General features: G+C 69.6%; 11 protein-coding genes. 3 read left to right on the top strand and 8 right to left on the bottom strand.

The window, feature by feature from the left end:
- The 5 genes from VFX14_12015 to VFX14_11995 all read right to left on the bottom strand — a co-directional run.
- Positions 1-269: hypothetical protein (locus VFX14_12015; GenBank protein ID HEU5190406.1), on the bottom strand; the 269-nt coding region annotated here is incomplete at its 3' end.
- An 8-nt stretch (positions 270-277) separates the two neighbouring features.
- A complete protein-coding gene (locus VFX14_12010) occupies positions 278-1996 on the bottom strand; it encodes a GMC oxidoreductase (GenBank protein ID HEU5190405.1) in 1719 nt (572 codons plus the stop codon).
- The gene (locus tag VFX14_12005; protein HEU5190404.1) at positions 1993-6057 is read right to left on the bottom strand and encodes a sigma 54-interacting transcriptional regulator; all 4065 of its coding nucleotides are present in this window, start codon (positions 6055-6057) and stop codon (positions 1993-1995) included. The genes VFX14_12010 and VFX14_12005 overlap by 4 nt, the downstream gene beginning before the upstream one ends.
- Positions 6054-7625, bottom strand: a complete 1572-nt coding sequence (locus tag VFX14_12000; GenBank protein HEU5190403.1) for a hypothetical protein — start codon at positions 7623-7625, stop codon at positions 6054-6056. Before VFX14_12000 ends, VFX14_12005 begins: the two co-directional genes overlap by 4 nt.
- A 132-nt stretch (positions 7626-7757) precedes the next feature.
- Complete coding sequence (locus VFX14_11995; protein ID HEU5190402.1) at positions 7758-8942, bottom strand: aminotransferase class V-fold PLP-dependent enzyme; 1185 nt, start codon at positions 8940-8942, stop codon at positions 7758-7760.
- A 158-nt stretch (positions 8943-9100) separates the two neighbouring features.
- Between VFX14_11995 and VFX14_11990 the strand changes: the two genes are divergently transcribed.
- Entirely contained in the window at positions 9101-10318 is a 1218-nt protein-coding gene (locus VFX14_11990) for an MFS transporter (protein HEU5190401.1), read from the top strand.
- 74 nt (positions 10319-10392) lie between these two features.
- Here the strand turns inward: VFX14_11990 and VFX14_11985 are convergent, their stop codons facing one another.
- Positions 10393-10617: a hypothetical protein gene (locus VFX14_11985; GenBank protein HEU5190400.1), complete on the bottom strand. Its 225-nt coding sequence runs from the start codon at positions 10615-10617 to the stop codon at positions 10393-10395.
- Between the two features lie 232 nt (positions 10618-10849).
- Here VFX14_11985 and VFX14_11980 point away from each other — a divergent pair, with 232 nt between their 5' ends.
- On the top strand, positions 10850-11302 hold the full coding sequence (locus VFX14_11980) for a response regulator (protein HEU5190399.1): 453 nt from the start codon (positions 10850-10852) through the stop codon (positions 11300-11302).
- A 75-nt stretch (positions 11303-11377) separates the two neighbouring features.
- A complete protein-coding gene (locus tag VFX14_11975; GenBank protein ID HEU5190398.1) occupies positions 11378-11527 on the top strand; it encodes a lmo0937 family membrane protein in 150 nt (49 codons plus the stop codon).
- A 633-nt stretch (positions 11528-12160) separates the two neighbouring features.
- Here the strand turns inward: VFX14_11975 and VFX14_11970 are convergent.
- Both VFX14_11970 and VFX14_11965 read right to left on the bottom strand, forming a co-directional pair.
- Positions 12161-12583 carry a hypothetical protein gene (locus VFX14_11970; GenBank protein HEU5190397.1) on the bottom strand — a complete coding sequence of 141 codons (423 nt, stop codon included), beginning with the start codon at positions 12581-12583 and terminating at the stop codon, positions 12161-12163.
- Entirely contained in the window at positions 12580-13377 is a 798-nt protein-coding gene (locus tag VFX14_11965) for an ABC transporter substrate-binding protein (GenBank protein HEU5190396.1), read from the bottom strand. The genes VFX14_11970 and VFX14_11965 overlap by 4 nt, the downstream gene beginning before the upstream one ends.
- Positions 13378-13558 lie beyond the last annotated feature (181 nt).

Here is a 13558-nt window from a genome sequence, read left to right as displayed (position 1 = left end):
TCATCGCCCAGCCGCGGATCGTCCAGCGCCTGATACGTGATGGACGGATACCGGTAGCGCACCTCGCCCCACACCGGGGGCGCCGCGTCCTTCGCGGGGTCGGGTTCGACCACGGCGAGCGAGTGCGCGAGGACGCGCACGCGGACGGTTTCCCCGTGCTCCTCGAGCCACCGGCGCACCAAGGTCCAGAGCTTCTGCTCGTCCTCGAGACCGGAGCCCCAGAGTACCGAGTCACCGAGCACGGCCATCTCGAGTGGACGCTCCAGCATGGCGCTCCTCACAGTCTCCCGCGCGGGTGATCGATCATCATCAGCTCGACGTTGCGCTCCGCGAGTGCGGCGATGGTCTTGGCTGGATTGACGCCGAGGGCCTCCGGCACGATGGCGCCGTCGGCCACGTAGAGCCGCGGGTAGCCGAACACCTCGCCCTTGTGGTTCACCACGCCGTTCGCCGCGCTGTCGCCCATGTTGCAGCCCCCCAGAGGATGCGGTGTGATGAGCGAGCGGAACCAGCGCCAGGCGATGGGCGGCAGCGGCACGCCCCGCGTCGCCCACGCGAGCTTCGTGTGGCTGGCGATGATGGCGTCGATCACCGGCACCGACTTCGAGGGGTCCCAGTCCAGGAAGAGCTCGCCGTTCTCGAGCTGCAGGGTGCCATCGGCCGCGTCCTGCCCCTGAGCCACCCACGGCATCATTCGATTGACCGGATCGAGCCATTCCACGAGGGGGCGGAGCGGCTTCAGCACGCGCCGCCCGGCGAGCCAGTGCGCGGCCCCGTAGAGCGCGCCCAGCAAGGACACGGCCAGATGAAAGAGCTTGTGCCGCATCCGCAGAACGGGCCCGCGATTCATGGCCAGGTGGCGGACGAGCGTGCGGGCGGCCTGATACGGAAAGCCCCCGTCCTCGATGTTGAACCCGGCGGGGCGTCCGTCGAGGAAATCGATCTGGCCGGCGAACGGGACCCCGCGCCCGGGGTAGAGCGGCTTGCGGAAGAAGTAGAACGCCGGCGTGAGGACGTCGCCGTTGCTGCTCCAGTTCCTGCCGAGGAACGGGCTCAGCCGCGGCAGCGTGCGGTACTGGTCCCGGCAGCGCAGGAGGAGCTCCGTCGAGCCCAGGGACCCGGCGGAGACGATCACGAGGCGGCCCACCACGCTCCCGGGGTCGAAGCGCCCGTTCGCGATGTGATCGAAGTGCACGCGGTACCCGCCGCCGGGTTCGGGGGCGATGGTCCGCACGAGATGGCGCGGACGGATCTCGGCGCCGTGGGCCTCCGCGACGTAGAGGTAATTCTTGTCGAGCGTGTTCCGTGCGCCCAGCTCGCAGCCGAGGTTACAGGTGCCGAGGCCGGTGCACGTGCCCTGCCACGCGCCATGCATGTTCAGCTTTCGGATCGACCCCGTGGTCTCGGGGCGCTGCCCGGCGTCGAAGCGGAAGGCGTCGTCGAAGCGCACGGCGACGTCGAGCGGGTGGAAGCGGGCAGGCACCCTCGTCTTCTCCGCGGCTTCCTCCAGGAGCGTGACCAGCCGACCCCGTTGCCCGCTCGGGACGGGTCGGCCCTCCAGCATCCGGCCGACCTCTTTGTAGTACGGCGCGAGCGTGCTCGCGTCGATCTCCTTCGGCCATCCCTCGGCGAAGCACTGGGGATTGGCGTCGAGGAGGACATTCGAATAGATCAAGGAGCCGCCGCCGACCCCGGCGCCTTGCGCGACACCCATGTACGGAAACGCCCGGAAATCGATCCACCCGCTCGCCCGCTCGGGATGACGGTGATCCCAGAGCCACGCGTCGCCGGCCCGCCGGGGAAACGGCATGACTTCGGGGTCCCGCTGGTCGCCCGCCTGGTTGCGCTCGTCGCGCAAGCCCTGCTTCGGTCCCCAGCGATGCCCGCGCTCGAGGACGAGCACCGAGTAACCCTGCTCGGCGAGGCGGCAGGCCGTCACCGCGCCGCCGAAGCCCGAGCCAATCACCACCGCGTCGTAGATCTTCGCTTCCGTCATGACGGACTCCTTTCGCCGACGACGGCCATCAGCGCCCGCGCGCGCTCCACGTAGCGCGGCACTCCGAGCCGCTGGAAGGTCGCGAGCGCCCGGCCGGCGTGGACGAGAGACACGTCGCCTTGCCCTTCCACACGCGCAAGATCCGCCAGCGCCAGCTCGGTGCAGGCCACCTCGTGCTGGGCCTCGATGGAGACGAAGCGGGTGTGGGCCTCGTCGAGCAGGCGGCGGGCCGCCTCGAACGAGCCCTCGGCCTGCGCGATCCGGCCCAGCAGGCGGTGGACGAGCCCGGTTCCATACGGGAACTGGGCGCCCGCCGACAGCTCGAGGCCGTTCGCCGCCGCCCGCCGCGCGGCGGCGAGATCGCCGGTGCGATAGACGGCTTCGCTGAGGTACGCCGTGAAGAGGCCCTGGACGTGCCGGTAGCGGAAGCGCGCGAACAGCTCGATCGCCTGCTCCAGATGCCTGATGGCCTCGCGCGACTGTCCGGCCTGGAGATGAGCGTAGCCCAGGAAGCCCAGCGCGGTGGCGGTGTTGAAGGGGTCGGGCGAGCGCTCGAGGCTTCGCCGGCATGCCGCGATCCCGAGCTCGGCATCGCCCATGAACGCCCGGATGGTGCCGGTGGCCCAGTCGGAGTAGCTCAGGAGCCGAGTGCTCCCGATGCCCTCGCCGATCTCGCTGGTGCGGACCTCGTGGGCGAGCGCCGACTCGAAGGCGCCGCCCAATGCGTCGTTGAGCCCCAGCATGCAATGGGTCATCCCGAGCCAGTACCGCTCGCTGGTGCGCTCGAGAAGCGTCAGCGCGGCCGAGCCCTGGATCGCTACCTCGCGCGGCCGGCCCCTCCAGACATTGGCCAGAACCAGCACGTACCACGCGCGGCCCTGCGTGGCGATGTCCCCGGCCTGCTCCGAGGCAGCCAGCGCCTTGCGCGCGTGCGTCTCCGCCCGCTCGTTGTCGCTCATAAGATTCCACACGAGCCCGGCCTGGAAGTGGAAGACCCCGGTGAGCCCTGGATCGCCCACGCGAGCCACGCGCTCCTCGTGGGCGATGAGGAGATCCAGCGTGTCCCGGAACCGGCCCAGCGAGAGTAGCGAGTTCGCCAGACGGAGGACGAGCCCGAGGGTCAGCCGATCCTGCGTCTCGCGCGGCAGCTCCGGCACCCGCGCGAGCGCCCGCTGGAGCGCCGCCACCACCTCCGCATGGGCATGGCGCGCCGCCGCCCTCTCGGCCGAGCGGGTGAGGTACTCGACGGCCTGCGGCGCATGGCGCGTGCGGTCGTAGTGGTAGGCGAGCCGATCGTACACGTCCTCGAGCCGGCCGGCGTGGAGGGTCTCGATGGCGCGGCCGGCGGCGGCGTGGAGGTCCATGCGCTGGGCCGGGAGGAGACTTTCGTACGCCACCTCCTGGGTCAGCGCGTGCTTGAACACGCAGGCGGCCTCCTCGCCCGAGCCGCTCTTGTAGAGAAACTCCAGGCGCCCGAGCTCGCGCAGATGCGCGTCGATGTCCGTCCTCGGCTCCCACATCGCGGCGAGCACGCGCAGCGGCACCGTGCGCCCCAGCACCGAGGCGGTCTGGAGCGCGCGACGCGGCTCCTCGGCCAGGCGCTCGATCCGCGCCATCAGCACGCCCTGCACCGTGTCCGGGACGGCGGAGTCCGCGTGCCGCTCGCCCCGTTCCGCGATGGCGCGGGTGAGCTCCTCGATGAAGAAGGGATTGCCCTCCGCGCGGTCCAGGACGACACGCGCCAGCGGCTCGGGCAGGCGGCGCTCGGGCGGCATGGACCGCGCGAAGCGCAGACTCTCATCGAGGGACAGGGGCGGCAGCGCGATCTGACTCGCGTACGACTTCTCGATCCACGGGGCGCGGTAGCCGGGCCGCTGCGTGGTCAGCACGAGCACGGGGGCCACCGGCAGGCTCTCGGCCATGGTGGCCAGGAGCTCCTCCGACGCACGATCGATCCAGTGCACGTCCTCGACGATGATGATGAGGAGCCGGGGCCGGCTGGCGGCCAGCGCCACGCGCCGGATGGTCTCGACGGTGAGGGCCTTCGCCGCCTCGGGGCTGAGGTCGGCGAGCTTCGCCGTGCCTTCCGTGAAGCCGAGCAGGCTCATGAGCGGGGCCGCCGATTCATCGGGATTCAGGCCGAGGGCCTGGAGGGTCGCGTGGATCTTCTCCGCGGCGAGCACGGGACCGTGCGCCTCCGTGATCCCGAAGCCCCGGCGGATCAAGTCGATGATCGGCAGGTAGGCGATGGCGCTGCCGTACGAGACGCAGCGGCCCTCGAGATAGCGCACGCCCTGCGTGGCGACCCGCCGCCTGAACTCGTAGAGGAGGCGCGACTTGCCAATGCCGGCCTCGCCCACCACGTTCACGAGCTGGCCTCGCCCGGCGGCGGCCGCCGCGAGGTGGCTCTGCAGCGCGTCCATCTCCCGGCTGCGGCCGACGAAGGCGATCATCTCGCGGGCGGGGCCCAGGCTATGCTGCTTGGGCCCCAGCAGCCGGTGCAGCGGATCGGCGGATCGGGCCTCGCCGTCGCGCGGATGGATCTTGAATCGGCGCTCCAGGAAGGGCCGCACCGCGCGGCTCAGCACGATCGCCCCCGGCACGGCTCGCTGGAGCAGGCCGCCGATGGTGGCCTGGGCCTCCTCCTTGGCCTCGGCTTCGATCACCGCCTTGCCCTGGAGCTGCGTCACCAGCGCCTGGCCGGTGTGAATGGCGATCTTCACGTCCAGCAGCCCGCCCGTCTCGGCCCGCAGCCGCTCGATGGCCTTGGCGATGGTGAGCGCGGCGTGCGCGGCCCGCTGGGCCGTGTCCTCGGTCGGCGCGACGCCGAAGACGGCGGCCATGCCGCTCTGGCTGACCTCGCTGATCTCGCCCCCGAATCCCCGGGCCTTTTCCATCAACACCTCGATCTCGCGCGTGCTCGTCGAGGCCTCCCGTGCCTCCGGAAGCAGGAGCTCGGCCTGGAGGAACGTGACGCGTCGACGCTCCCAGCGAATGCGCACGGGCGCGGCCTCGGGCGCCAGCTCCGGCCGGGGCGGCTCGGGGCGGTCTCGTCCGGTGGAGGCGGCTGGGGCGGGTGCCGCGGCCCCATCGACCTGGAGGCCGTACTTCCGCATGCGCGCACGGAGGGTATTGCGCGAGATGCCCAGGGATACGGCGGTCCGCGTGATGTTCCAGCCCGTCTGGGTGAGCGCCGCCCGGAGATGCTCCCGCATCTTGTCGTCGAGCGAAGCTGGCGAGGTCGCGGCGCCCGCGGCGTCGATGGATGCACCGGGGGCCGGCGGGAGATTCAGGGCGTCCCCGCGCACCACGTCGTCCTCGACGAGAAGCGCCAGCCGCTCGGCCATGTTGGCCAGCTCGCGCACGTTGCCCGGCCAGGAATGCGCGAGAAGCCGCGCTAGCGCGTCGGGAGCCAGGCTCTTCGGGGGTAATCCGTAGTCGGAGCAGGCGCGGGCGAGGAAGAGCTCGGCGAGGAGGACGATGTCATGTCCGCGATCGCGCAGCGGCGGTAGGGTCAGCGTCAGCACGGCCAGGCGGTGATAGAGGTCCTCGCGGAACGCTTGCGCGCGCACGGCGGCCCGAAGGTCCGTGTTCGCGGCGCTGACGATCCACACATCGACGGGCTCGCTCGCCGTGCTACCCAGCCGCCGCACCGACTGGTCCTCGATGGCGGTGAGGAGCTTGGCCTGGAGCGCCAGCGGCATTAGGCCGATCTCGTCGAGGAACAGCGTGCCCCGGTTTGCGGTCTGGAGCAGCCCCGGCTTGCCGCGCCGGGCGTCGGTGAAGGCGCCGCGCTCGTAGCCGAAGAGCTCGGCCTCCAGCAGGGTATCCGGAATGGCCGCGCAGTTCACGTCGACGAAGGGCCCGTTCGCGCGGGGCCCGTGCCGGTGGATGAGACGCGCGAGGAGGCCCTTGCCGGTGCCGGTCTCTCCTTGAATCAGGATGGAGGGCAGCCGCCGCCCGGCTTGGGGCCGCGTGACGAGATGGCGGAGCTGATCGCGCACCGCCAGCATGGGCGCGCTCTCGCCCAGGAGCTCGTCGACGTCCGTGACGGTGCTCATGAGCCCACGGGAATCGGGGATGTGGCCGCCGTGCGTGTGCGCCGCGCGGGCGCGGCCGCCTCGGCGACGTCGGCGGTGAGCCGACCCCTGGCGTCCGTCACCATGGTGGGCGTGAAGTAGCGCTCGTATCCCCGAGGCAGCCGGAAGGCCGGCGTGTACGTCCGGTCCAGCGGCTCCGTGGTGGTGACGTGGGTGCGGCGGCGTCGGCTCCGGCTCATGAGCCGGTTCCAGGGGCCCATCGTGGTGCTCTCGTAGGCGCAGAGGAGCGCCACGCTGGCGAAGGCCGCCTTCAGCTGGAAGGCTGTCAGCACCGAGTGGTAGCGCCGCGCGAACCGGGCGAAGTGGCCGAGGGCGCGGCGGCGGTAGCCGCGGAGGGTCGGCATGTCGCGCACGAAGCCCACCACCTCGGGCATGGGGTCGCGAGGACGCAGGACGAGGGTCGTGCCGTCCATGTCGCGGAGCTTCGTGTCCGGCAGGAACGCACCCGCGGCCGCGCACTCGCGGAAGAAGGGCGTACCGAGGAGGGGAATGGGCAGCGTGAGGAAGGCGGGGAGGGGAATACGGGGCGTGTCGAGGACGTACTCCAGCTCCTGACGGAGATCGGCGATCGTGCGCGTGGTGACGTCGAGGATCAGGCCGTAGCCGAACAGTACTCCCGCGTCCAGGCAGCGCCCGATCTGCTCCACGGGCGAGGAGCGGACGTTCTGCAGCTTGTTGACGTCCCGCAGCCACGCCACGTCGAACGATTCCACTCCGCTGAAGAGGAGCTTGCATCCCGCCCGCGCCACACGCTCGACATTGTGGTTCTGGTAGAAGAAATCGGTGGTGACCAGCGCGCCCCAGTCGCCGAAGTAGCCCGCGGCCCGCATCCGCTCGATCAGCTCGACCCGGGCGTGGAAATGCGCCCGATCGCTCCCGTAGAAGTTGTTGTCCACCAGGAAGAGCCGCTTCTTCCGCCCCATGGCCACGATCTGCCGCCGGAGCGCGTCGACCGGATAGCTCCGGTATTGCCGGTCCTCCGCCGTCATCGAGCAGAAGTCACAGCGAAAGTTGCAGGAGCGGCTCGCCTCGGCGTGGCCGATGCTCCCGATCCAGTAGGCAAGGTCGTAGCGCGGCGTCATCTCCTCGGCGACGAAGGCCGCGCCGAGCGCGTCCGCGACGACCTCGCGCAGCTCCTCGATGTCGCCCTCGCAGGCGTAGTCGAAGAAGGTGCGCGACAGGGCGGGCAGCGCGCGAATGGCGGGACCTCCTGCCGCCACGATCACGCGAGGGTTCCGCGCGCGCGCGTAGGCCGTGAGGTGCAGCATCCGATCGAAGGCGTTGGTCAGGCCGGTGAGGACCAGCATGTCCGGCCAGCCCAGAAGCGCCGGATCGTCCAGCGGCCCGCTGGCGACCTCGTTGTAGAGCCGCACCTCGCAGAGCGGGGAGAAGGCCCCGGCGAGAAAGACGGGCCCCATGGCGCTGGGCACCTTGTGCGGGCGGCGGACGGGCCGGTGGCTATCGTCGAAGTAGCAGTTGACGACCAGCGCGCGCTTCGCCAGGGATCGAATCGGAGACGCCGCCACCATGGGTCGGGTCCCTCCCGTCGCACCCTTAGGGACTCCGAGACTATTACCACGGAAAGCCTTGGTGCAGCGGGCGTTCCTGCCCCTACTGGGTGTGCGGCGACGAGAAGAATCGTCGAGCGCGGGCGCGCGCTGCTAGGCCGGCACCTCGCGCCCGAGATAGTCCACCGCGCGCTGCACGCCGCCCGTGCCGTGGGGGATGCGGAGCGCAGCCAGCCCCATCTCGATGGCGCCGAGAGCGCCGATCACCATGGGCGCGTTGGTGTAGCCCATGTGGGCGATGCGGAACGCCTTGCCCGAGAAGGGGCCGATCCCGAGGCCCACGATCACGCCGCACTTGTGGCGGCAGTAGTCGAGCAGCGGCTGCGGATCGCGATCCGGCATGAGCACGCAGGTGATCGAGTTGGCGCGCTCCGCCGGCTGGGTCGCGTTGATGGCCAGCGCGCCTCCCTCCGCCCAGCGCCCCACCGCCTGCCGCGTGGCCTCGGCCAGGAGGGCATGGCGCCGCGCCGCGTGCTCGAGCCCCTCCTCGATGAGCAGATCGAGCGCCTTGCGCAGCGCGAAGAGGAGGTGCTGGGGCGGTGTCCCGCCGTACTTCTGGTAGTGCGCCTGGCCCTGCCGGAACGTCCAGTCCCAGTAGCGCGTGCGGAGATCGGCCTTCTGGTGCGCGGCGTGGGCGCGCTCGTTGGCGGCGACGAAGGCCAGGCCCGGCGGGGTCATGAGGCCCTTCTGCGAGCCCGACATCGTGACGTCCACGCGCCAGGCGTCCATCTCGAACGGCATGCAGCCCAGCGAGGCCACCGCGTCCACCATGAAGAGGGCGGGATGCTTGGCGGCGTCGATCGCGGCCCGGATGGCGGCCAGATCGTTGGCGACGCCGGAGGCGGTGTCGATCTGCACGACGAGGATCGCCTTGATCTCGTGGCTCTTGTCGGCCTCGAGGCGCTGCCGGACGGCGTCGGGGTTCACGGCGCGGCGCGGGTCGCCCTTGAGCGACTCGACCTTCACCCCCATCATCTGCGCCATCTCGCCCCAGCCCGCGGCGAAGAGCCCGCTCTCCAGCACGAGAATGGTCTCGCCGCGCGAGAGCACGTTGCTCAGCGCGGCTTCCCAGCCACCATGCCCGTTGGCCGCGTAGATGTAGGCGCGGCCCGAGGTCCGGAAGATCTTCGGCAGATCCTCGTGGAGCGAGTGCGTGAGGCCGAGCATGTCGCCGGAATAGATGTCGATGGCGGGCCGCTGCATGGCGGCCAGCACCGCATCGGGGACATTGGTCGGTCCGGGGATGTTCAGGAACTCGCGACCGTTGGCGACGCTCATGGATGCCTGGTCTCCTCGTGGCGAACGTATGGGAAGAGTCTGCAACGTCCACCATCCTGCCAGCCGGGCGGGGGAAGGTCAAATCCGTGAGATCCTTCGACCGCGGTCGAAGCGTCTCGCGTTGACGGTCCCGCGGCGCGCACCGCATCCTGCTCGACATGTACCGAGGCTGGTGGGTTGTCGCCTGCGCATTTCTTATCGCGGTGTTCGGCTGGGGCTTCGGGTTCTACGGGATCGGCGTGTTCCTCGCCGAGCTGGTCGAGCGCCGCGGCTGGAGCACGGGCTCCGTCGCCTCCGCGGTGATCGTGCTTTATCTCGTGGGCGCCGCCCTCATCGCGGTGATCGCCGGGCTCTTCGAGCGCGCTGGGCCACGGGTCATCGTGCTGGTGGGCATGACGGCCATGGGCACGGCGGCCATCGCGCTCACGCGGGTCACCCAGCCGTGGCAGCTCTACGTCGTGTTCCCGCTGATGGCCGCGGGCTGGGCGGCGATGAGCGGCGCGGCGCTGAACCTCATCGTGGCCCCCTGGTTCGAGCGGCGCCGGGGGCTCGCCATCAGCATCGCGTTCAACGGCGCCGCGGTGGGCGGCGTGGTGCTGGTGCCCGCCCTGGTCTTCCTTATCCACCGCTTGGGGTTCACGCCGGCGGTGGCCACGCTGGTCGGCGTGATGGCGGTCACGCTGACGCCGCTGGTGCTCGGCCTGCTGGCGCGCGGGCCCGAGGCACTAGGGCTCGGGCCCGATGGCGATCCGCCCCCGCCACGGCCCGTCGCGGGCGGGGCGCATGGTGGCAGCCCCCCCACCGCCCGCGCGTTCCTGCGCACCGCGCATTTCTGGTTGGTGGCGCTGCCATTCACGCTCGGCCTCACCGCGCAGATCAGCGTGATCATCCACCAGGTGTCAATCCTCCGGCCCACCCTGGGGGTCGCGGGCGCCGCCTGGGCGGTGAGCCTGACGTCCGCCTGCGCGGTGCTGGGACGCCTCGCGGTCGGCCTGGTGGTCGATCGGATGAATAAACGCGGGATCATCGCGGGCAACTTCCTCCTCCAGGCGGCCTCGGTCGCGCTGATGCTCGCCGAGCCCGGCCCCGCGCTGCTCTACGTGGCCTGCATGATGTTCGGGCTGGGCGTGGGCAACACGACCAGCCTCCCCAGCGTGATCGTGCAGGCGGAGTTCCCGCGCGAGGCCTTCGGTCGCGTGGTGAGCACGATCATCGCCGTCAATCAGTTCACGTACTCGTTCGGACCCGGTATCCTCGGCTGGCTGCACGACGCCTTCGGCAGCTATCAGGTCGCGCTGGCCGGCTGTCTCGCGCTGCAGCTCGCCGCCGTCGCCATCGTCCTCCTCGGCGCGCGGAGGTCTCCGCGGCGCGCTTGACTCCGAGCCTCAACCTCGTCCGTCGAGCGCCCTTCGAAGCTGATCGATATGGTTGTCATCGCGCCGTGGCCGAGTCAGCGGGAGTCGCGGCGCGCCTGCTGCCGCTGTCCTCGCGCCCTGATGTGCCCCTGGATGGCTTTGGCGCCTGTCTTGCCGAACTGCTTCCGCGTTGCCTGGGCTTCGCGAGCCGAGGTGCTCGCGGCCTTCTGGCGGCCGGCCGCACGAGCGAGGGCGTCACGATCCGCCTCGTCTTGCTGCGGTGAGGTCTTTCGGGCTGAGGCCTTCTTGCTGATCGTCATGAGTTATCTCCTTGTTGGTCCAGCCTACCTCGGTGTCGCCCGCTGCGCTTGCTCTTCTCGGTAACGCCGCAACGGATCGTCGATCAGCTATCTCGGAATGTGTTCAATTCGAGACACATCCCTGGTGTTCAACTCGGGACAGATTCCCCTCGGCAAGGGGTGTATTGGTTGTGCGTGGGCGTGAGGAGCTGGCTCTAGGGAGAGGCCGTGTCCGGAAGGCGGTGAGGTGTCCATGACCCAAGTGGTCGAACGCGCATCGCCTCTAGACGGAGTGCGGGTGCTGCTCGTGGACGACCACGACGTGGTGCGCGAGGTCATCAGCCGGCTGCTCGAGGTGTACGGCGCCCAGGTGACGGCCACCGCCGGGGTGGCAGAGGCGCTGAGAGCATTCGAACGGGAGCGCTCCCATGTTGTGCTTTCGGCAATCGAGATGCCCGACGAGGATGGCTACTCGCTGATTCGCAAGCTGCGCGCCTTGCCCCGGGAGCACGGTGGCGAGACCCCGGCAGCGGCCCTCACCGGACTGAGCACCGTCGAGGATCGAGCGCGCGTGCTGCGGGCGGGCTTCCAGGATTTCGTGTCGAAGCCGGTCGACGCGCGAGTGCTCGTGAGCGTCGTGGCGACCTTGGCCGTGAGGAGTGAGGCAGTCCGGAAGAGCCCGGCGTACGGCTTCGGCTCTCGGTAGCCCGCGAGCCAGCGCGCGCGTTCTGGCTTGCGCGTTCCCGCGGGTGAGCAGTCAGAGAGGAAGGGTGGGGGTGTCATGCTGTGGACGACTGTGGTCATGCTCTTGGTGCTGTGGGCACTCGGTATGGCCGGCTCGTATGCGGCCGGCGGCTGGGTTCCTCTACTGGTGGTGATCGCCGCCCTTGTCGTCATGTTGCAGTTCTTCGGCGGTCGCCGGTCTGCCTGAGGACGTTGAGGGAGGCTCCGGATGATGAATGAGCAAATTGTTCAGATGGGCCCGATGTGGGCGCTGGCCGGCCTCAGTGCTGGCTGGCTCGCTGACACTTTGATGGGCCGTCGAGGGTATGGGTTGATCGTAGACATGGGCCTCGGGGTCGGTGCGGGTTTGGTCGGAGCGGGCCTATCCCTGGCCGGCTTCTCTCTTCCCGGCGGAATGTTTATGACGTTCGGTGTCGGGTTCGGCCTGGCGGCCGGGGCCATCGTCGCTCAACGGTTCTGTCGGCCCAATGCGTCCGGCGCAGAGGGCAAGGCGGCTCTTGGCCTTGCCGACCGAGCCCTCCTCGCTCTCCGTGAAGAGGTTGTAGTTTCCAAATTGCCGGGGAGCGTTGATGGAAAGAAAGGCCGGCCCACTCCGACTGGCGCGCTCCTGAGTATAGCGACCACGGGGATCTACTTGCTGCGCGGTATACCGCTCGAGCTTCAGCGAGCGGCGCGTGCTCGCGCCGTGGGCGACGGGACAACGCTACACGAGGTGCTTCTGAAGGGCCTGGCGGAGTATGCGGCGGGAACCTGGACACCTCAACTAGACGGCAGGCAACCCGTCGCACTGAATCGAGACTTCCACACGATTCGCCGGTGACTACGCACGCTCTTTCGGTTGCGCGCTCGCCGCGGCCAGGTCCGAGCTGGCGGCTGGCGCACCGGGTTCCTCCGGAGCCCCTCTGAGCGAGCGGGCTTTGCCCCACCAACCCCCGAAGAGGAGGATCGAGAGCCCGAGCAGATTGAGAGCGAACGGCATGATGCGTCCGGGCAGCGGCGCGTACACCCAGTAGGCCAGCGCGTTGGCGGTCATGAGCGGGATGAGTACCAACGTGCCGAACGGCCACCTACGCCGCCAAAGGCCAACCAGGCCTTCACCAAGGCTGCCTTCGAGTTGCTTGTGAAGGATGAGCCACGACACCCAGGCGACCACGAGCAGCGCCGGGAGCCACTCATGCAGCCACAGCACGGACGTGAGGAGGAGAAGCGTGGCGGCCCGCCGCTCGCGCCGATCGCGGTTCAAGGTTTCTCGCCGCTCCCCTGCGGCGTCTCCCGACCCGACAACTTCTCCAGGAGCCGGGCGAACGAAGAGTTCCGGATGATCGAGTTGAACTGGCTCCGGTAGCTGGAGATGAGGCTCACACCTTCGACTACGAGATCATAGACGGCCCATCGCCCGCCCCGCTCCAGCAGGCGAAACTCTATGGGGATCTCCGCGCCGCGGTTGGTGACGAGGCGTGATCGTACGCGCGCTGCCGAGCCCTCCACGGACTCGCCCTGAAAGGTGACCGTCCCGGCCCCACGGTTCCCTATGGCGAGGAGGTATGACCGCTCGAGGAGATCGGTGAAGAGTCGGACGAACTCGTCTTGCTCCTGGGGGCTACGGCCGGCCCAGTGCTGCCCCAGCGCCCGTCGGCCCATCTCGTGGAAGTCGAAGAGCGCCTCTCCCACCTGGCGGAGCTCGACTCGCCGCTGCGCGTCATCCCCCTGTGACTCGGCTATCGATAGAGCCCGGGTCACGGAGCCTTTGACGAGAGCGAGGGGCCCCGTCGGGCTGACGACCGGCGATGTTGCTGGAGGCGCGGCGTCCTGGGCAAGGGCAGGAAGCGCTCCGAGCACGAGGACTGCGACAGCCGCGATGAGTGCGGGCAGCCGGCGGACATGGCAGGTTGAGAATCTGTGGGTCTCGCTTACCTTTTGGACTTCCTCCGCGCCGCTAGGGCTGTGTTCTCGCACCAGGCCAGAGTAGCCTTCAGCCGCTCGCCCGCCCACCTGGACTTTGGTCCAATGAGCGAGCAGGGCTCTTCCAGATTCCATGTGACGCGGCTGGACCAAGGTCCATCTAGGCCCCGTTGCCGGGGCTGATATAGTCCCGTTATGGTAGGGGAGTCGAGGGGCAACACCGGATTCGACGGGGGGTCGCGATGGGGCGTAAGCAGATTGCGAGGTTCGATCCGAAGGGGTTCCTGACGAAGGCCGGTGCGGGACGATCGGTCTC

The organism is Candidatus Methylomirabilota bacterium (genome assembly GCA_035764725.1).
Classification (GTDB): Bacteria; Methylomirabilota; Methylomirabilia; order Rokubacteriales; family CSP1-6; genus DASRWT01.
This window is presented reverse-complemented; position numbering and strand designations above follow the sequence as displayed.

Excerpts from the sequence above, each read along its gene's own strand:
- VFX14_12010 (HEU5190405.1), bottom strand. The coding sequence starts at position 1,996 with ATGACGGAAGCGAAGATCTACGACGCGGTGGTGATTGGCTCGGGCTTC.
- VFX14_12005 (HEU5190404.1), bottom strand. The coding sequence starts at position 6,057 with ATGAGCACCGTCACGGACGTCGACGAGCTCCTGGGCGAGAGCGCGCCC.
- VFX14_12000 (HEU5190403.1), bottom strand. The coding sequence starts at position 7,625 with ATGGTGGCGGCGTCTCCGATTCGATCCCTGGCGAAGCGCGCGCTGGTC.
- VFX14_11995 (HEU5190402.1), bottom strand. The coding sequence starts at position 8,942 with ATGAGCGTCGCCAACGGTCGCGAGTTCCTGAACATCCCCGGACCGACC.
- VFX14_11990 (HEU5190401.1), top strand. The coding sequence starts at position 9,101 with ATGTACCGAGGCTGGTGGGTTGTCGCCTGCGCATTTCTTATCGCGGTG.
- VFX14_11985 (HEU5190400.1), bottom strand. The coding sequence starts at position 10,617 with ATGACGATCAGCAAGAAGGCCTCAGCCCGAAAGACCTCACCGCAGCAA.
- VFX14_11980 (HEU5190399.1), top strand. The coding sequence starts at position 10,850 with ATGACCCAAGTGGTCGAACGCGCATCGCCTCTAGACGGAGTGCGGGTG.
- VFX14_11975 (HEU5190398.1), top strand. The coding sequence starts at position 11,378 with ATGCTGTGGACGACTGTGGTCATGCTCTTGGTGCTGTGGGCACTCGGT.
- VFX14_11965 (HEU5190396.1), bottom strand. The coding sequence starts at position 13,377 with ATGGAATCTGGAAGAGCCCTGCTCGCTCATTGGACCAAAGTCCAGGTG.